Source organism: Rathayibacter sp. VKM Ac-2803, from assembly GCF_009807175.1.
Classification (GTDB): domain Bacteria; phylum Actinomycetota; class Actinomycetes; order Actinomycetales; family Microbacteriaceae; genus Rathayibacter.
Map to the genome: position 1 here is coordinate 3633887 of NZ_WUCD01000001.1, position 18282 is coordinate 3652168.

An 18282-nucleotide genomic window follows, 5' to 3' on the forward strand; every position below is an offset into this window, starting at 1 on the left:
TTCGTCGAGAGATCGACCGGATCGCGCGTCCCAGCCTTCGTTGTGCGGCTACTTCGCGCGATACCGGTGCTCGGGCCGACCGGTCGAGCCGTAGCTGAGGGTCATCTCGACCAGACCGCGCCCCGCGAGCCCCGAGAGGTAGCGCTGCGCCGTCGCGCGCGAGATGCCCGCGCGCTCGGCGACCTCGAGGGCCGAGAGCTCGCCGCCGGAGTCGGAGAGCCGGGCGAGCACGAGCTGCTCGGTCGCCGAGCGCGAGGGCTGCGCCGCCGTCGCGTCGCCCGAGTGCAGGATGCGCAGCGCGCGCTCGACCGCCTCCTGATCGGCCACGCGGTCCTCGCGCAGCACGTTGCGGAAGCGGACGTAGGCGTCGAGCCGCTCGCCCAGCAGCCGCGCGTCGAACGGCTTGATCAGGTAGCCGAGCGCCCCCGCGTGCAGCGCGCGACGGACGGTCGCTCCGTCGGAGGCTGCGCTCACCACGAACGCGTCGGTGTCGAGCTCCCGGAGCAGCGCGATCCCGCTCTGGTCCGGCAGGTGCACGTCGAGCAGCAGCAGATCCGGGGCGCTCTCGTGCACCGCCGCCCTGGCCGCCCTCGCGGTGTGCACGGGCGGCAGCGCGCGGAGGCCCTGCCGGGCGTCCACGAGATCGGCGTGCAGCTGCGCGACGCGGAAGTCGTCGTCGACCACCAGCACCGTGCGCTCCTCGGTCGTCATGCGTCGTCCTCCTCGATGGGCGGCCGGACGGCCCCGGGCAGGCGGGCGCAGAGCACCGCTCCCCCGGAGTCGCCGCCCGCGTCGGCAAGCCAGACCTCGCCGCCCCGCCGCGCCGCGACCTCGCGGCAGAGCGGGAGCCCGAAGCCGCGGCCGTGCACCCTGTCGTCGTCGATGCCGCTCGTCGCCCCGCGGGAGAAGAGCGACTCCGGATCGGCCACCCCGTCGCCGGAGTCGGCGACCGTCACGAACAGGGTCTCGCCGTCGTCGAGCAGCTCGACCTCGACGAAGCGCACGTCGCGGCGCCCCTCGACGGCCGCCCGCACCGCGTTGTCGACGAGGTTGCCGACCACCGTCGCGACGTCCTCCGGCTCGACGACGACTCCGCGCACGAGCGTCTCCTCGCCGAGCGTCAGCAAAACGCCCCGCTCGGCGGCCTCGATCCCCTTCGCGCCGACCAGCGCCTGGAGGTACGGCTCCTGGAGCCGGTCGGCGTGCTGCACGGGGTACTTCAGCGGTCCGCGCGTCAGCACCTCGCCGAGGTAGTCGCGCGCCGACTCGGTGCGGCCGGCGTCCAGCAGCCCCGCGACCACGTGCAGGCGGTTGGCGAACTCGTGCCGCTGCACGCGCAGTGCGTTGGTCATGGCGCCGACCGCGTCGAGGCGGCGGCTGAGGGCCGCCAGATCGGTGCGATCGCGCAGCACGACCACGATGCCGAGATCGCGGTCGCCGCGGGTGACCCTCCGGATGTCGACGTAGACGATGCGGGAGCGCACCACGAAGCCCTCGGCGGCCGCCGGCGGCTCGGGCGAGCGCAGCGACGCCTCGATCACGTCGGCGAGCGGGGTGGGCAGCCCGAGCTCGGCCAGCGGACGCCCGTGCAGGGCGCGCCCGGTCGGGTCCTCCGAGCCGAGGATCGCGGCGGCGCGGGCGTTGCAGACGCCGATCCGCCCGTCGCGGTCGAACGCGAGCACGCCCTCGTCGACCCCGTCGAGCACGGCGGCCTGGTCCTGCACGAGCGAGGTGAGCTCCTCGGGGGCGAGCCCGAGGGTGAGCCGCAGCAGGCGGCGACGGATGAAGACGGAGGCGACGACGGCGAGCGCCAGCCCGGCGAGCGCCGCGGCCAGCACCCCGAGCAGCGCGGTCGGCAGATCGGTGAAGACGCTCGAGCGCGCGAAGCCGATGCTGACCTCGCCCACCACGACCCCGTCCGGGGCCTCCGGCGCGAAGACCGGCACCTTCGCGCGCGCCGACTCCCCCAGCGTCCCCGTGCCCCACGACACCGTCTCGCGGCCGGCGAGCGCCTCCTCCGGACTCGTGGAGACGACCTCGCCGAGGCGCGCCGGGTCGGGGTGGGCCAGCCGGATGCCCTCGTCGTCGGTGATGACGACGAAGAGGGCACCGGTGCGCCGCTCGACCGCTTCGGCGACGTCCTCGAGCACGCCGTCCTGAAGCTGCTCGCGCGAGGGCGTCCCCGGGTCGGCGGAGTAGGCGGTGACGGCGTCGCGCACGTCCGAGTCCTCGGCGACGGTGCGGGCGATGGCGAGCGCCGTCTCCTCCGCCTCGCCGCGGAGCTGCTGCACGCTGAGCGCCGTGACGAGTCCGGCGCAGACGAGCACCGCCGCCGAGACGGTCGCGAGCTGCAGCACGAGCACGTGGGTCGCGAAGCGCATCGGGCCTCCTCGCCGGTCGTCACTGCGCAGAATGCGCAGAACCCACACTATGCGCAGATCGCGCGCAAACGAGCGATACCCCGGCGGCCCGGCCGCGCCTCCCTAGTGTGTCCACGACCCGGAGAGCCGACGCTCCCCCGGCGGCCGGACGCACGACGACGAAGGAGTCAGCAGTGTTGGTAGTACTCGGATTCACGATGATCCTGGCCTTCATGGCCCTGATCATGACCAAGCGGCTGACGCCCATGGTCGCCCTGATCGTCGTGCCGACGATCTTCGGCCTCTTCGCCGGCGCCGGTCTGGGCATCGGAGACATGGTGCTCGAGGCGATCGGCAGCCTCGCCCCGACCGCCGCGCTGCTGATGTTCGCGATCATGTACTTCGGGATCATGATCGACGTCGGACTCTTCGACCCCCTGATCCGCTTCATCGTCCGCGCGCTCGGCGACGACCCGGCCAAGGTCGTCCTCGGCACGGCGCTGCTGGCCGGAGCGGTCTCGCTCGACGGCGACGGCTCGACCACCTTCATCGTGACGACCGCGGCCATGCTGCCGATCTACCTCCGCCTCGGGATGAACCCCGTCGTGCTCACCTGCGTCGCCGGTCTCGCGAACGGCACCCTCAACATCGTCCCCTGGGGCGGACCGACGGTGCGCGCCGCCGCCGCCCTGCAGGTCTCGCCGAGCGAGATCTTCGTGCCGATGCTCCCCTCCCTCGCGGTGGGCCTGGTCGTCACCCTCGTCTTCGCCTGGTTCCTCGGACTCGGCGAGCGCCGCCGCCTCGGCTCGCTCGCCCTCGCCGAGCCGATGCTCGAGCGCGAGCTCGTCGGCGCCTCGAACAAGGCCCGCGGAGGCATCGCCGCCTTCACCGGCGGCATCCGCACCGTCGCCCGCGAGCGCTTCTCGTTCCTCCGGGGCCCGGAGTCGCTCCGCGGCGCCCAGGTCGCCGTCGCCGCCCGCGTGCAGGCCGACGACGCCGACACCGCGATGGCCGACACCATGCTCGACCCCGAGCGCGAGACCCTCCGCCCCAAGCTCATCTGGGTCAACCTCGTGCTGACCCTCGCCGTGATGACCCTGCTGGTGGCCGATGTGCTGCCCCTCGCCTACGTCTTCATGGTCGGCGCGGCGGTCGCGCTGCTCATCAACTTCCCGAAGATGAAGGACCAGGCGTCCGAGATCGTCAAGCACGCCCCGAGCATCGTCGGCGTCGTCTCGATGGTGCTCGCGGCGGGCGTCCTGATCGGCGTGCTCAACGGCACCGGCATGGTCGACGCGATGGCGGAGTGGGTCGTCGACGTCATCCCGCCGGCGCTCGGACCGTTCCTCGCCGTCATCACCGGCATCCTCAGCATCCCGATGACCTTCTTCATGTCGAACGACGCCTTCTACTACGGCATCCTCCCGGTGCTCTCCGAGAGCGCCGCGAACTACGGCATCGACCCGGTCGAGATGGCCCGCGCCTCGATCACCGGGCAGCCCGTGCACCTGCAGAGCCCGCTCGTGCCGGCGATCCTGCTGCTGGTGTCCCTCGCCGCCGTCAACCTGGGCGACCACCACCGCAAGGTGCTCTGGCGCGCGGTGGTCGTCTCGCTGGTGATGCTCGCGGTCGGCGTGGTGGTCGGCGCGATCCCCTTCGGCTGACCGGCCTCAGCACATCGTCGGCTGGGACCGCCTCTCGCGCACCGTCGTGCGCGACGAGCGGTCTCAGCCGACGTTGTGCGCGGCCTCGACCGGAGCGCGGGTGCCGTTGTAGGCGTCCCGGTCGATCTCGTCGTCCGCGTTCGCGACCAGCATCGCCACGAACGTGTCTCCGTTCACGTTGAGGAAGGTGCGGAAGATCCCGGTGAACCAGTCGACCGCGATGAGCAGCCCGACGGCCTGGACCGGCAGTCCGAGCGTGCTCGCGAGGAACAGCGCGACCACGGGGAACCCGCCCGGCACGGTGATCGTGCCCATGTTCAGGAGGATGGCGAGTCCCATCCCGAGCAGGACCTGCGCGGGCGACAGCGTCACGTTCCCCGCTTGGGCGAGGAAGAACACGACGATCGTGTAGTTGAGCACCGCGCCGTAGGACCCCATCGTCAGCCCGATCGAGAGCGTGAAGTTCGCGACGCGCTCGCTCACCCCGATCCTCTCGACCGTGTTCCTGAGCACCGTCGGGTACGTCACCGCCGAGCTCGTGGTGGTGACGGCGATGACCGTCTGCTCGGCGAGCTTGCGCGGCAGGCGACGAGGATCCAGGCGCGTGCGCAGAGCCACCACCGCGACGAAGACCACGGTCAGGATCAGGACTCCGAGCGCAGTCGTGCCGAGGTAGGCGAGCGCCGTGGTGACGACCGCGAGGCCGACCTCGCCGGTGAGCGACGCGAGGAGCGCGAAGACGCCGATCGGAGCGATGCGCATCACGAGCCGGATCAGCACGAGCAGGATCTGCTGGAGCTGCTCGAGGCCCTGGAGCACGAGCCGGCTGCCCGTCGACGCGACGTAGCTGTTCAGCGCCACGCCGAACAGGAGCGAGAACACGATGATGGGGACCATCGTGGCGGTCGACATCGACGCGACGATGTTCGTCGAGAAGAAGCCGAGCACGGTGTCCTGCCAGCCCACCGCCTCCGTCGCCGACTGCTCGAGCGCGGGGTCGAGCTCGCCCTCGAAGGTGGCACCCGCTCCCGGCTGCAGGAGCACGCTGAGCGCGACGGCCAGCGACGCGGCGACGATCGAGAAGCCGATCATCCACGCGAAGGTGCGGGCCGCCAGGCGCCCCGTCCCGACTCCGCCCATGGATCCTGTGGCGACGATGACCGACGCCATCACCAGCGGCACGATCGCCATCTGGATGAGACGGATGAAGATCTGGCCGAGGAACTCGAGGTTCCCGGCCCACTCGCCGGCGATCAGGCCGAAGACGACGCCGGCGACGGCGGCGATGCCGATCTGGGAGGCGGGGTGCTTGAGGATGCCGAGCTTCACGGAGTCTCCGTCGGACGAGGGCGGACCGACGCGATCCCGAGCCGGTGAGCGGAGCCTCCATTGAGTCCGACGCGTGTTGCACCCTCGCGTCACGGGCGTTTCGACCTCGTGACGTCAGCCCAGCAGCGGCGCGATGTTCTCGTTCCACACGTCGAACCCGAGCTTCAGGATGAGCGCGCCGACGACTGCGAGGAACGCGATCCGGATGAACCGGCTCCCCTTGGCCACCGCCATCCGCGAGCCGAGGTAGGCGCCCGCCACGTTGGCGAGGCCCATGAACAGGCCCAGCACCCAGATCACGTGGCCGCCGGGGATGAAGTAGAGCAGCGCGCCGAGGTTCGTCGCCACGTTGACGATCTTCGCCTTGGCGCTCGCCAGCAGGAAGTCGTACCCGAGGGCCGTGATCAGCGCGATGATCAGGAACGTCCCCGTGCCGGGCCCGATCAGCCCGTCGTAGAAGCCGATCACCAGCCCGAGCACCGCCGCGGTCACGAGGTGCCGGCGGCCCGCGTGCTTCAGCGCCGTCGCCGCTCCCATCGTCGGCCGGGCGATCGTGACCACGGCCACGACGATCAGCGCCACGACGATGATCGGCTTGAAGACGGAGGAGGGGAGCAGCCCCGCGAGCGTCGCGCCTCCGTAGCTGCCCGCGAGGGCCACGGCCGCCATCGGCAGCGCCGTGCGCAGATCGGGCTTCGCGCGCCGGTAGAAGGTGATCGCGCTCGTCGTCGTCCCGAAGATCGACGCGAGTTTGTTGGTCGCGAGCGCCTGGACCGGCGAGATCCCCGGGACGAGGAGCAGCGCGGGCAGCTGCAGCAGGCCGCCGCCGCCCACCACGGCGTCGATCCAGCCCGCGGCGAACGCGGCGAGGATCATGAGCGCGATGATCGGGAGACCCGGGTCGGAGGTGAAGTCGAGCACTTCTGCGAGCGTACGCGAGGGCGTCGACCCCCTCGACTCGGCGACGGTGCCGCCCTAGGGTCGGCGGCATGCGATTCGGACTCTTCATCCCCCAGGGCTGGCGCCACGACCTCGTCGGCATCGACCCCGCCCAGCAGTGGCGCACCATGAACGACCTCGCTCAGCACGCCGACGCCGGCGCCTGGGAGTCGATCTGGGTGTACGACCACTTCCACACCGTCCCGAAGGTGACCGAGGAGGCGACGCACGAGGCCTGGTCGCTGATGAGCGCGTTCGGCGCCACCACCTCGCGCGTCCGCCTCGGCCAGATGTGCACCTGCATGAGCTACCGCAACCCGGCCTACCTCGCGAAGGTGGCGACGACGGTCGACATCATCTCGGGCGGCCGCGTCGAGATGGGCATCGGCGGCGGCTGGTACGAGCACGAGTGGCGTGCTTACGGCTACGGCTTCCCGTCGATCGGCGAGCGCCTCGGCCGCCTCGACGAGGGCGTGCAGATCATGCGTCAGGCGTGGACCACGGGCAGCTCGACCCTCGACGGCGAGCACTACCAGGTCGACGGCGCGCAGAACCGGCCGCTCCCCCTCCAGAGCGACGGCATCCCGCTGTGGGTGGCCGGCGGAGGCGAGAAGGTCACGCTGCGCATCGCCGCGCAGTACGCGCAGTACACCAACTTCGCCGGGGCTCCGGAGGCGTTCGACCAGAAGAGCGCAGTGCTGCGCGGTCACTGCGAGCGCCTGGGCACCGACTACTCGGCGATCACCCGCAGCGCCAACTACAACGTGATGATCGGCGAGACCGAGGCCGAGGTCGAGCAGGGGCTCCAGCGCCTCGAGGAGCGCGTGGCACCGTACCTCGGAGCCGAGGGCGCCGCGGCCTTCGTCGGCGAGTACCGCAGCCCCGACGCGCTCGCGGTCGGCACGCCCGCGCAGATCCTCGACCGCCTCGGCGACATGGAGTCGCGCGGGATGGACTACGGGATCTTCTACTTCCCGGACGCCGCCTACGACCGCTCGGGCATCGAGCTGTTCGAGCGCGAAGTTCAGTCGAAGCTGTCCTGACGGGGCGCCCGCTGACCCACCCGCAGAGCAGGCTTCAGCCCTGCCGTTCTGACGGACGTGGATCTCGATACGCCCGCTGCGCGGGCTACTCGATCAGCGAGGACGGGGCCAGGTCGCATTCGCAGCGGAGCCGCTGCCCCTCCATGCTGGTCGAGTAGCCCCGCAGGGGCGTGTCGAGACCCACCCGCTTCAGCAGATCAGGCTCGAGCCCTGCCCTTCTGACGGACATGGATCTCGACACGCCCGCTGCGCGGGCTACTCGATCAGCGAGGGATGCCGCACATCCGCGAGTCGCCGCCCCTGGGAGACTCACTGGCGCCGTGGGCTGCGGGCTCGCGCGACGGGGCGGCGGGCGGAGCACGCGCGAGGTGGCATCCCCCGCCTACGCCTCGCGTCGCGGCGGCGCAAGTCCCTGCGTGGCCGAGGCCGCCCCGCCTACGGTCGGAGCATGGACGCACAGGACATCCGCTGGAACGACGAAGCACGGGCCAAGATCCTCGACGACTCCGACGCGGTGCTCCGCGAAGCCGTCCTCGATCTGGCGAAGACCAAGAAGGGCGAGCCCTGGGAGGACGTCTTCGCCGAGCTGAACGCGCGCCTCAAGGACCGCTTCATCGACTTCGAGCCCGGCCCGGACCTCCGCAAGTACGCCGAGGCGGTCTCGGCCGGCGAGTTCGGCGACGAGTCGTGAGCGGCTCCGGTGACCCGGCCCTGGGCGACGAGATCGATTCGATCCTCAACCTCGGCGAGGGCCGCGTCGGCGAGACGGCCGGCCCCGAGGACGTCGAGCAGAAGCTGACGCCCGAAGAGGACGCCGCGATCGAGAAGAAGCTCAAGGGTCAGGACTGACCCTCCTGACGCACGGAAGGCCCGCTCCCCCTCGAGGGAGCGGGCCTTCCGAATGCTCGGACTACGCCGAGAGCTTCTCGTAGTCGATGTAGCCCTCGGGTCCGTTGGCGTACACCGTGGCCTGGTCGAGCTCGTTCTCGGCGTGCCCGCCCTGCCAGCGCTCGACGAGGTCGGGGTTGGCCATCACGGGGCGGCCCACGGCGACGGCGTCGGCGTGACCGTCCGAGATGAGAGCGGTCGCCTCCTCGCGGCTGGTCGGGTTGCCGAAGCCGCTGTTCGCGACGAGGACGCCGCCGAAGCGCGTGCGGAGATCCTGCACGAACTCTCCGGCGGGCTCGGCGTGCAGGACGCTGAGGTACGCGAGTCCGAGCGGCGCGAGGCCGTCGACGAGCGCCTCGTAGGTGGCGCGCACGTCGTCGGCGTCGGTCTCGAGGACGTCCTGGATGTTGTGGCTCGGCGAGATGCGGATGCCGACACGGCCGGCTCCGACCTCGTCGGCGATGGCGCGCGTGACCTCGAGCGGGAACGCGACCCGCGCCTCGGGGCTTCCGCCGTAGGCGTCGGTGCGGACGTTCGACGCCGGGGAGAGGAACTCGTGCAGCAGGTAGCCGTTCGCCGAGTGCACCTCGACCCCGTCGAAGCCCGCGTCGATCGCGCGGCGCGCGGCGGCGACGAACTCGTCGCGGACGTCGGCGAGCTCCTCGGTGGTCAGCGCGTGCGGAACAGGGAACGGCTTCTTGTCGCCGTCGGGCACGCGGACCTCGTCGGCGATCGCGATCGCGCTCGGCGCGACGATCCGGTCGGTCCCGGTGATGTCGGTGTGCGAGACGCGCCCGGCGTTCATCAGCTGCATCACGATGCGTCCGCCGGCGGCGTGCACGGACTCGGCGACGGCGCGCCAGCCCTCGGCCTGTGCGGGGGTGGCGATCCCGGGCTGGCCCGCGTAGCCCTTCGACTCCGCGCTCGGGAACACTCCCTCGCTGATGATGAGGCCGATGCTGGCGCGCTGCGCGTAGTGCTCGGCGATGAGGGCACCGGGGATGCCCATCTCGTCGGCGCGCAGGCGCGTCATGGGCGCCATCACGATGCGGTTGGGCAGCTCGAGGTCACCTGCGGTGAGGGGGGAGAACGGATCCACGGATCGCCTTTCGTCGGAGGACAGGGGGGCGGCGAGCAGCACTCCCACCCCGGTCCGGCAACGGCACCCGGCGCCGGGGCATTCCGATTCCCGGCGTTCTCCCATCCACCGGGCCCGCGACCGGTTCCGCGACGCGCGGGCTGTCTACACTCGGGAGGCGAACGACGAAGGAGTGTGCGCGATGCCGGCGAGACCGATCGACGAGTCCCCCCTCCGCGGGCACCCCGCGAAGCACCGCCGCCGGCTCCCGGAGGCGCTCCTCGCGCTCGCCGCAGCCGTCGCCCTCGTGATTGCCCCGGCGATGACGGCCTCCGCCGAGTCGCCGGTCTCGTTCGCCTCCTCCCCTGTGCTCGATGCGGCCGGTGCGCTCAGCCCCGCCGACGTCGCCTCGGTCGAGCAGGCGGCGTCCACGCTCTACGACGAGCACCGCGTGCAGCTCTTCGTCGCGTTCGTCGACGACTTCTCCGACCCGTCGGACCGCGCCGCGTGGGCCGACGAGACGGCGACCCTCAACGGGCTCGGCACCGACGACGTCCTGCTGGCCGTCGCCGTCGAGCAGCGGCAGTACCAGGTCTCGGTCGCCCAGGGCTTCGCGCTCGACGACGCCCAGGTCTCCTCCCTGCAGACCGACGACATCGAGCCGCGACTCGTCGAGAGCGACTGGGCCGGAGCCGCGGTCGCCGCGGCCGAGGGCATCGGCACGCGCCTCGACGCCCCGACCGCGGGCGAGACCCTCGGCTCCGGCCTCCTGATCACCCTCGGGATCCTGGCCGCGCTCGTCGTGCTGGGCGTCGTCGTCTGGCTGCTGGTCGGCCGCTCCCGGCGCAGGAGGGCCGCGGAGGCGGTCGAGGCCTCTCTCGACGAGCTCGCGACGCAGGCGGGCTCGGCGCTCGTCCACGCCGACGACGCCGTCCGCACCAGCGAGCAGGAGGTCGGCTTCGCGGAGGCGCAGTTCGGCAGCGACGCCACCGGCCCGTTCCGCGAGGCGCTCGTCACTGCCAAGGGCGTGCTCGGCGAGGCCTTCAGCCTGCAGCAGCGCCTCGACGACTCCGAGCCCGAGACCGACCAGGAGCGCCGCGACGGCTACGCGCGGATCCTCGAGCTCTGCGCCGGGATCGACCGGGTGCTGGACGAGAAGGCCGAGGCGTTCGAGCAGCTCCGGGCCCTCGAGAAGAACGCTCCGGAGGTGGCCGCCCAGCTCTCCGCGCGCGTCGCGACCGTCTCGGAGCGCCTCTCGCCCACCCGCTCGATCCTCGCCGACCTCGCCGCCCGCTACGCCCCCTCCGCCATCGACGATGTGAGCGACGACGCCGACGAGGCCGAGGACCGCCTCCGCTTCGCGCGGGACGGCGCCGGCTCGGCGCTCGAGGCGATCTCGTCCGGCGACACGGGACGCGCCGCCGTGCTCCTGCGCGCGGGGCAGCAGGCGGCGGAGCAGGCGTCCGGCCTGCTCGACGCGGTCGCCACCCGAGCGACGGATCTGCGCGAGGCCGAGGGGTCGCTCGCCGCCCGTCTCGCCGAGATCCGCGCCGACGTCGCCCAGGGCCGCGCGCTCGCCGCGGCGTCGACCGACCCGGAGTCGGCGGCACTCGCGCAGAACGTCGGAGCCGCGGTCGCCGAGACCACGGCCGCTCTCGACGGGATCGAGCGCGACGCCTCCGCCACTCCCCGCGACCCGCTCGGCCTGCTCGAGCGGCTCACCGCGGCCGATGCGACCATCGACACCGCCGTGGGCGGCTACCGCGACGCGCAGGCCCAGCAGCAGCGGGAGCGCGCGGCGCTGACGGCCGAGCTCACCGCCGCTCGCAGCCGGGTCTCGGCCGCCGAGGACTTCATCGCCTCCCGCCGCGGCGCCGTCGGCTCGGAGGCCCGCACCCGGGTCGCGGAGGCCGCCCGCGCCGCCGAGTACGCGGCCCAGATCGCCGCGACCGACCCGCGCGAGGCGCTCGCGTCCGCGCAGCGCGCCTCCTCCCTCGCTCAGCAGGCCCTCGACCGGGCGCGCTCGGAGGCGAGCGCCTACAGTGCCCCGAACGCCGTCGGCAGCCCCTTCGGCGGGAACACCACGGGGGCCTTCCTCGGCGGGATCCTCGTCGACTCGCTGCTCGGCGGCGGCGGACGCCGCTCGGGCTACCGCTCCGGCGGCTTCGGCGGCGGCGGCTTCTCGGGCGGCTTCGGTGGAGGCGGCTCGTCCCGCCGGTCCGGCGGCGGCGGAGGCTTCGGCGGTGGCCGCAGCGGCGGCGGCGGCGGACGTCGCGGCGGCGGCGGACGCTTCTGACCCGCGAGATCTTCGAATCCCCCTCACCCACCACGCAAGGAGAGACAGCATGGCTCAGAAACAGTCGATCTTCGGCCGCATCGCGCAGCTCGCCAAGGCCAACATCAACGCGCTCCTCGACCAGGCCGAGGACCCGCAGAAGATGCTCGACCAGATGGTGCGCGACTACACCGACAGCATCCGCGACGCCGAGGCCGCCATCGCGCAGACCATCGGCAACCTGCGGCTGCTCGAGGACGACTACCGCGAGGACGTCCGCAACGCCGACGAGTGGGGCGGCAAGGCGCTCGCGGCGAGCCGCAAGGCCGACGAGCTGCGCGCCTCGGGCACGACGGCCGACGCCGACAAGTTCGACGCCCTCGCGAAGGTCGCCCTGCAGCGCCAGATCCAGTCGGAGCGCGAGGCGAAGGACGCCGAGCCGACGATCGCCTCCCAGACCGAGGTCGTCGACAAGCTCAAGACCGGTCTCAACCAGATGCGGGAGAAGCTGCAGCAGCTCTCGTCCAAGCGCGACGAGCTGATCGCCCGCTCGAAGACCGTCGAGGCGCAGAGCCAGGTCCAGGACGCGATCAAGAGCATCGACATCATGGATCCGACCAGCGAGGTGAGCCGCTTCGAGCAGAAGATCCGCCGCGAGGAGGCCCGCGTCCGCGGCGCCGAGGAGCTCGCGTCCTCGAGCCTCGACGCGCAGTTCGAGTCGCTCGAGGACCTCGGCGAGATGACCGAGGTCGAGGCGCGCCTCGCCGCGCTGAAGTCACCGCGCGCTCAGGACTCGGTCGGCTCCTGACCGCTTCTACGAGCGCCTCCGGCGGGGTGCGAAGTCAACCCCCGCCGGAGGCGCTCGTCTGTCGCACGGAGCCGGATCGCCGTCGCAGGGCGCCGGAATGCCCCCTGAACACGGCACGCCGCGAAGACTGGCAATCGTCTTGATGCGCCGGGGACCGCCGACCCCCTACTCTTCCAGAAGGCCCCTGACACCGGTCGATTCATGCCTCGTCCGGCATATGGACGCGGCGAACCAGGAGCGGACCGGGCCCAGCCGGGGACCGCTCACCGAGCGGCCGTCGATCTCCGATGGCCACCCAGAAGAGCGAGGCGCCGATGAGCACCCCCACCACCCTGACCGACACGTCGAGCGCTGCGAAGCCCCGCGTCGTCCGCACCCGCCCTCGTACCGATGGCCGCGTGAATCCGACCACCGAGTACTCCGGCCTGCTCAGCACCGTGCGCGACGCGGGCCTGCTGCGCCGCCGCAGAGGCTTCTACTACCTGATGTTCTCGGCCCTGGTGCTCGCCACCGGCGGCATCGTCACCGGGTTCGTCCTGCTCGGCGACTCCTGGTTCCAGCTCCTGCTCGCCGCCGCACTGGGCATCGTGCTCACGCAGTTCGCCTTCCTCGCCCACGAGGCCTCGCACCGCCAGGTGTTCGAGTCGGGCAAGGCCAACGACATCGCCGGCCGCACGCTAGCGAACCTGTTCGTCGGCATCAGCTACTCGTGGTGGATGACCAAGCACAGCCGCCACCACGCCAACCCGAACGTCCTCGGCAAGGACCCCGACATCGAGCGCGACGTCGTCTCCTTCACCCCCGAGGACGCGGCCCGCTCGCGCGGCGCCTACGCCTGGCTCACCCGCCGTCAGGGCTACGCCTTCTTCCCACTCCTCCTGCTCGAGGGCGTCAACCTGCACCTGCACGGCTTCCGCACCGTCTTCGGCAAGGGCAAGGTCGACAAGCGCTGGGTCGAGATCGCCATGCTGGTCACCCGCGTCGGCCTCTACCTCGCCGTCATCTTCTGGGCCCTGCCGCTCGGGATGGCCTTCGCCTTCCTCGGCGTGCAGATGGGCGTCTTCGGCCTCTACATGGGCGCCTCGTTCGCGCCGAACCACAAGGGCATGCCTCTGCTGCCCAAGGAGGCGCGCGTCGACTTCCTCCGCCGCCAGGTCCTCACCTCGCGCAACATCAAGAGCAACTGGGTCACCGACCTCTACATGGGCGGTCTCAACTACCAGGTCGAGCACCACCTCTTCCCGAACATGCCCCGCCCGGCGCTGCGCCACGCGCAGGTCATCGCCAAGGAGTACTGCACGACCCACAACATCCCGTACACCGAGACCTCGCTCCGGGAGTCTTACGCGATCGTGATCCGCTACCTCAACAACGTCGGCCTCTCGGCCGGCGGCGACCCGTTCGACTGCCCCGCGGCCTCGGCCTACGGCCGCTGAGTCCCGGCTCCCTTCACCTCGAAGGCCCTCCCCCTCCGCACAGGAGAGGGAGGGCCTTCGTCGCGTGAGGGAGTACAGACGGACCGGCGCGATGCAGGAGCGTGAAGAGCTCAGGCTCCCGTGCAGTCGATCAAGGTCGAGGTGACGACGGCGGTCGTCTTCGCTCCGGTTGCCGGAGCGTCGTCCGGCGGTGACGCGACCGCGTTCAGCACGAACGGGACCGAGATCGACAGCGTGGTGCGGAGGAACATCGTGCCGCCAGCGGGAAGTTCGGAGGTGAGCACGGCTTGGCGGCTCGTCGGGCCGAGGTACATGACGGTCGCCGTCGCGTCGCCCGTCGAGCTGAAGACACCGATGTTGCGGACTCCCGACCCCGTGATGATGACCGTCGTACCGACAGGGAGTGGCACGGTCGCGGCGGTCAAGCGGAAACCGGGGCCGACCACGCCGAGGGTCCCGCACGTCCCGGTGAGCTGGAACGCGCGCAGATCCGTGAGTGACGCCGCGGCGGAGGGGGTGGCCACGGCGACCGCGACCACCGGCACCACCCAGGCGGCAGCGGCAGCGACCGAGCGGCGTGAGACGACGCGGGCGGGAGCGGCAGGGGGAGCGGAGTGGTGCGACACGGGGATGCCTTTCTGGAGAGAACGCGGCTCCGGAGACCGCTCGATCGAGGGGGCGATCCGGCGGAGGAGCCGTCGTTCCGATCGTTCCAGCGCGGCGGACGGCCGGCCGTCGATCCGCACCCCCCGATGTGGCCTCGCCTTCACGACGGAGAAGGCCCCCGCTCCCGGAGGGAACGAGGGCCTTCTCCCGTGAGGCTCGTGATCAGTTCTCGCTGCAGAGGATCAGCGTCGAGTTCACGTTTCCCGCAGGCTTCGCGCCGGTCGCCGTGTAGCCGATCGGCAGCGTCGTGACACCGTTCAGGGTGAAGGCCACTGAGATCGAGAGTGTGGTGCGAATCTGGAGAGTCGCGCCCGCGGCCAGCGCCTGCGTCAGCGTCACCTGGCGGGAGCTCGGGCCCAGGAACGCGACGCTCGCGATCAGCGGTGACGCGCTGAACACGCCGATGTTGCCGACACCGCTGCCCACGATGGTGACCGTGGTGCCGACGGGCAGCGGAGTCGTGGGCCCGGCCTTCAGCAGGAAGCCGGGACCGATGACGCTGAGGATGCCGCAGTCACCCGTGAGCGTGTAGGCGCCGAGATCGACGTCGCCCGAGGCGGAGGCGGACGGCGCCGTCATCGCCACGGCGACGACCGGCACGGTCCAGGCGGCGGCGGCGACGGAGCGGCGGGAGACGACGCGCTCGGCGTCGAGGGGCGCGGGAGTGGAGTCGTGGGACACGGAGGTGCCTTTCGGTCGGAAGCACCGCGCCTCCCCGGAGGTGCCGCCCGGCGAGGACGGCCCTCCTGGAGGGTGGTGCCGGCGGCGGTGCTCGGAAGGTGGTGCTGGGCCGATGCTGCCGATCCGGATCGCAGGAGGGAAGGCCGATCCGCTTGTCCCCCGCACGTGGGCCAGGGGGCGGCGCAAGGGGGTGTCGTCCGCGATCCGAGCGTCCTAGCGTGGCCCTCATGAGCAGCTCCGACAACGACATCGAACCGACCCTGATCGAGACCGACGAGACCACCCGCCAGGCCGACCCGGCGACCTCCCCCGAGACCCCCGCGGGTCTCGACGAGGTCGGCGGCTCCTCCCCCGACGGCGCCGCCGGCGTGGACGCGAACGGCGACGAGGTGAACCCGCCGCTTCCCGACTGGGGACCCACCGACGGAGTCCACGGCACCGACGCCGAGACCGACGCCTCGGGCACCGCCACGCCCTGACCGCGCACCTCGGAAGGACCTCTCCAGCCGCTCGGCGAGTACGCCGGACTCGACTCGGAGAGGTCCCTCCGTGTTCGCCGGAACGACGCCGGAGCGCCGCCGCGGCGGCCCTACACTGGCGCAATGCAGCCGAATGAACGCGCACTCCGGGTGATCTCGTACAACCTCCGCGAGCACCGTGCGCACGTCGAGATCGCCCCTCTCGCCGCCCGTCACGACGTCGACGTCCTCTGCCTGCAGGAGTGCGACACCACCAGGCTCCCCGAGGAGCTGGGTGACCTGCGCCTCGCCACCGTGACCGCGCGCAACCGCCTCGGCCTCGCGATCTACTACTCCCACGAGCGCTTCGAGCTCGCCGGCAGCGCCGCCTTCGAGCTCAGCAAGTCGATGCACGACCGGGTGATGTCCCCCGCTCACGAGCGGCTGCTGGCCGTCCGCCTCAACGACGTCACCGGAGGCTCGATCGCCGTCTCGTCGTTCCACGCGGCTCCGCTGTCCGCCGGCAACGCGCTCCGCCGCAAGCAGATCGACGAGGCGCTGAACCGCCTCCGCGAGTACGCCCCCGACACTCCGTCGCTCATGGTCGGCGACTACAACTACCCCTGGTTCTTCCGCGGACTCGACCGCAAGATGACGCGGAACGGCTACCTGGTGTCGCGGAGCGACTCCCCCACCTACGCCCGCTACCGCTACTTCAGCGGGCACTTCGACTTCGCCATCAGCGACTCCGTCCGCATCCAGCGCGTCTCGACCCTGCCGCAGGGCCTCTCCGATCACCTCCCCGTGCTCGTCGACGCGCACTACGAGATCCCGGCCGCCTGAGCGGCAACCCCGTCCGGCACTCGGCCGCCGGTCGGTAGGCTCGGGGGGTGACGACGCTGATCCTCGCCAGGCACGGAGAGACTGTCTGGCACTCCGAGAACCGCTTCGCGGGCTCCTCCGACATCGCGCTGACCCCCCGGGGCCAGGACCAGGCGGCCACGCTCGCAGCCTGGGCCGTCGACGCGGACCTCGAGGCGGTGTACTCCTCCACCCTGGTCCGGGCGGTCAGGACCGCCGTCCCCGCCGCGCGCGCGGCGCACCTCGAGGTGCAGCCCGACCCCGCGCTGGTCGAGGTCGACTTCGGCCAGGGCGAGGGCCTCACCACCGCCGAGATGGAGAAGCGCTTCCCGGATGCCTACCGGGCCTGGGTCGCGGCCCCCGCCATCCAGCCGATGCCCGGAGGCGAGTCGGGTCTGGACGCGGTGGCGCGGGCCAACACCTCGCTCGCCCGGATCCACCGCGAGCACCCCGACGGCCGGGTGCTCATCGTCGCCCACGGCACGCTGATCCGGCTGCTGCTCTGCGCCTACCTCGGCATCAACCCCGAGTCGTACCGGCACATCTTCCCGGTCGTCGACAACGTCTCGCTGACCACGCTGCGCTGGGACGAGACGGGCATCGGCCTCCTCGGCTACAACGTCCCGCCCGTGCAGAAGCAGCGGCGCTCGAGCTGAACGCCGGCCGGCGCGCGCCGCAGGGCGCGGGCTCCATCGCCCTGGTGCTCGGCTCGGTCGCGAGCGTGCAGCTCGGGGCGTCGTTCGCGGTGCTGCTCTTCCCGGCGGCCGGGCCGATCGGCACCGTGACGCTCCGGCTCGTCTTCTCGGCCGCCGTCCTGCTGATCGTCTGCCGACCGCGGATCGGGGGCTACACACGGGCCGACTGGGGCACCGTCGCTGTCTACGGCCTCGCGCTCGGCGGGATGAACGCGTGCTACTACGAGGCCATCGCCCGCATCCCGCAGGGAGCGGCGGTGACGCTCGAGGTGCTCGGTCCGCTCGCCCTCTCGGTGATCGCCGGGCGGAGCGTGCTCAGCCTCCTCTGGGCGCTCCTCGCCCTGGCCGGCGTGGTCACGCTCTCGCAGGGTGGATTCTCGTCGCTCGATCCCGTCGGGGTCGCCTTCGCGCTCGGCGCCGCGGCGCTCTGGGCGACCTACATCGTCTTCGCGGGGCGCACGGGCGGGCGCTTCCCGCGCCTGGACGGACTCGCGCTCGCGCTCACCGCCGGCGCGATCGTCTCGCTGCCGTTCGGGATGGCCTCCGCGGGCCCGGCCCTCGTCCTGCCGCCCGTGCTCCTGCTCGGGCTCGCGGTCGCCGTGCTCTCCTCCGCCATCCCCTACGCGCTCGAGCTGCTCGCGCTGCGGCGCCTGCGCTCGTCGACGTTCTCGATCCTGATGGCGCTGTCGCCGGGCGCCGCGGCCCTCTCGGGCTTCCTCGTGCTCGGGCAACGCCTCAGCGTCGTGGAGGCGATCGGCATCGCCCTGGTCGTCGCCGCGAGCGTCGGCGCCGTCCGCACGGCGCGGCCGTGACGCCGCCGCGTCACCGTGTCCGCCCCTCCCCCTGCTGGTCGAGCAGCCCCGGAGGGGCGTATCGAGACTCACGAGCGTCAGAAGAGCGGTCTGCCGACCTCGCCTTCTGACGGACGTGGATCTCGATACGCCCGCTCCGCGGGCTGCTCGATCACCGAGAAGGGGGCTTCGCGTCTCAGTGGTGAGGGAGAAGTCGGCGCTGGGCGCCAGCATGCTGGTCGAGCCCGCAGCCCCGCAGGGGCGTATCGAGACCCGCCCGCGTCAGCAGACGCGGCTTCTGCCCCGGCCT

At 72.0% G+C, this 18282-nt stretch carries 18 protein-coding genes; 11 read left to right on the plus strand and 7 right to left on the minus strand.

Going from position 1 to position 18282, the window contains the following annotated elements; all coding sequences use genetic code 11:
* Positions 1-48: 48 nt before the first annotated feature.
* The gene (locus GRS96_RS17085; protein ID WP_159852570.1) at positions 49-711 is read right to left on the minus strand and encodes a response regulator; all 663 of its coding nucleotides are present in this window, start codon (positions 709-711) and stop codon (positions 49-51) included.
* Positions 708-2381, minus strand: coding sequence for a sensor histidine kinase (locus tag GRS96_RS17090; RefSeq protein ID WP_159852572.1), 1674 nt, complete (start codon positions 2379-2381; stop codon positions 708-710). Before GRS96_RS17090 ends, GRS96_RS17085 begins: the two co-directional genes overlap by 4 nt.
* A gap of 173 nt (positions 2382-2554) precedes the next feature.
* Here GRS96_RS17090 and GRS96_RS17095 point away from each other — a divergent pair, with 173 nt between their 5' ends.
* On the plus strand, positions 2555-4024 hold the full coding sequence (locus tag GRS96_RS17095) for a CitMHS family transporter (protein ID WP_442966625.1): 1470 nt from the start codon (positions 2555-2557) through the stop codon (positions 4022-4024).
* Between the two features lie 63 nt (positions 4025-4087).
* Here GRS96_RS17095 and GRS96_RS17100 read toward each other — a convergent pair whose 3' ends face one another.
* Together GRS96_RS17100 and GRS96_RS17105 are read right to left on the minus strand one after the other, a co-directional pair.
* Positions 4088-5353 carry a dicarboxylate/amino acid:cation symporter gene (locus GRS96_RS17100; protein ID WP_159989035.1) on the minus strand — a complete coding sequence of 422 codons (1266 nt, stop codon included), beginning with the start codon at positions 5351-5353 and terminating at the stop codon, positions 4088-4090.
* 114 nt (positions 5354-5467) lie between these two features.
* A complete protein-coding gene (locus GRS96_RS17105; protein WP_159853237.1) occupies positions 5468-6229 on the minus strand; it encodes a sulfite exporter TauE/SafE family protein in 762 nt (253 codons plus the stop codon).
* Between the two features lie 113 nt (positions 6230-6342).
* Here GRS96_RS17105 and GRS96_RS17110 point away from each other — a divergent pair, with 113 nt between their 5' ends.
* The 3 genes from GRS96_RS17110 to GRS96_RS17120 all read left to right on the plus strand — a co-directional run bounded on the left by GRS96_RS17110 (position 6343) and on the right by GRS96_RS17120 (position 8184).
* A complete protein-coding gene (locus tag GRS96_RS17110; protein WP_159852574.1) occupies positions 6343-7335 on the plus strand; it encodes an LLM class F420-dependent oxidoreductase in 993 nt (330 codons plus the stop codon).
* 448 nt (positions 7336-7783) lie between these two features.
* Positions 7784-8026, plus strand: coding sequence for a hypothetical protein (locus GRS96_RS17115; protein WP_159852576.1), 243 nt, complete (start codon positions 7784-7786; stop codon positions 8024-8026).
* On the plus strand, positions 8023-8184 hold the full coding sequence (locus tag GRS96_RS17120; RefSeq protein ID WP_159852578.1) for a hypothetical protein: 162 nt from the start codon (positions 8023-8025) through the stop codon (positions 8182-8184). Before GRS96_RS17115 ends, GRS96_RS17120 begins: the two co-directional genes overlap by 4 nt.
* Positions 8185-8245: 61 nt before the next feature.
* On the opposite strand, the gene GRS96_RS17125 is transcribed toward GRS96_RS17120, so the two are convergent.
* A complete protein-coding gene (locus tag GRS96_RS17125) occupies positions 8246-9322 on the minus strand; it encodes an alkene reductase (RefSeq protein WP_159989036.1) in 1077 nt (358 codons plus the stop codon).
* Between the two features lie 181 nt (positions 9323-9503).
* Between GRS96_RS17125 and GRS96_RS20510 the strand changes: the two genes are divergently transcribed.
* The 3 genes from GRS96_RS20510 (at position 9504) to GRS96_RS17145 (ending at position 13820) form a co-directional block, all read left to right on the plus strand.
* Positions 9504-11597, plus strand: a complete 2094-nt coding sequence (locus tag GRS96_RS20510) for a TPM domain-containing protein (protein WP_204162103.1) — start codon at positions 9504-9506, stop codon at positions 11595-11597.
* A gap of 49 nt (positions 11598-11646) precedes the next feature.
* The gene (locus GRS96_RS17140) at positions 11647-12384 is read left to right on the plus strand and encodes a PspA/IM30 family protein (protein ID WP_159989368.1); all 738 of its coding nucleotides are present in this window, start codon (positions 11647-11649) and stop codon (positions 12382-12384) included.
* A gap of 287 nt (positions 12385-12671) precedes the next feature.
* A complete protein-coding gene (locus tag GRS96_RS17145) occupies positions 12672-13820 on the plus strand; it encodes a fatty acid desaturase family protein (protein WP_235021749.1) in 1149 nt (382 codons plus the stop codon).
* Between the two features lie 110 nt (positions 13821-13930).
* Here GRS96_RS17145 and GRS96_RS17150 read toward each other — a convergent pair whose 3' ends face one another.
* Together GRS96_RS17150 and GRS96_RS17155 are read right to left on the minus strand one after the other, a co-directional pair.
* Entirely contained in the window at positions 13931-14446 is a 516-nt protein-coding gene (locus tag GRS96_RS17150) for a hypothetical protein (protein WP_159989037.1), read from the minus strand.
* 202 nt (positions 14447-14648) lie between these two features.
* Complete coding sequence (locus GRS96_RS17155; RefSeq protein ID WP_159989038.1) at positions 14649-15167, minus strand: hypothetical protein; 519 nt, start codon at positions 15165-15167, stop codon at positions 14649-14651.
* A gap of 227 nt (positions 15168-15394) precedes the next feature.
* On the opposite strand from GRS96_RS17155, the gene GRS96_RS17160 reads away from it, so the two are divergent.
* The 4 genes from GRS96_RS17160 (at position 15395) to GRS96_RS17175 (ending at position 17993) form a co-directional block, all read left to right on the plus strand.
* Positions 15395-15646 carry a hypothetical protein gene (locus GRS96_RS17160; RefSeq protein ID WP_159852586.1) on the plus strand — a complete coding sequence of 84 codons (252 nt, stop codon included), beginning with the start codon at positions 15395-15397 and terminating at the stop codon, positions 15644-15646.
* A gap of 123 nt (positions 15647-15769) precedes the next feature.
* Positions 15770-16468, plus strand: a complete 699-nt coding sequence (locus tag GRS96_RS17165) for an endonuclease/exonuclease/phosphatase family protein (RefSeq protein ID WP_159852588.1) — start codon at positions 15770-15772, stop codon at positions 16466-16468.
* 47 nt (positions 16469-16515) lie between these two features.
* On the plus strand, positions 16516-17142 hold the full coding sequence (locus GRS96_RS17170; protein ID WP_056037552.1) for a histidine phosphatase family protein: 627 nt from the start codon (positions 16516-16518) through the stop codon (positions 17140-17142).
* Positions 17143-17186: 44 nt separating this feature from the next.
* Positions 17187-17993: an EamA family transporter gene (locus tag GRS96_RS17175; RefSeq protein ID WP_236553651.1), complete on the plus strand. Its 807-nt coding sequence runs from the start codon at positions 17187-17189 to the stop codon at positions 17991-17993.
* Positions 17994-18282 lie beyond the last annotated feature (289 nt).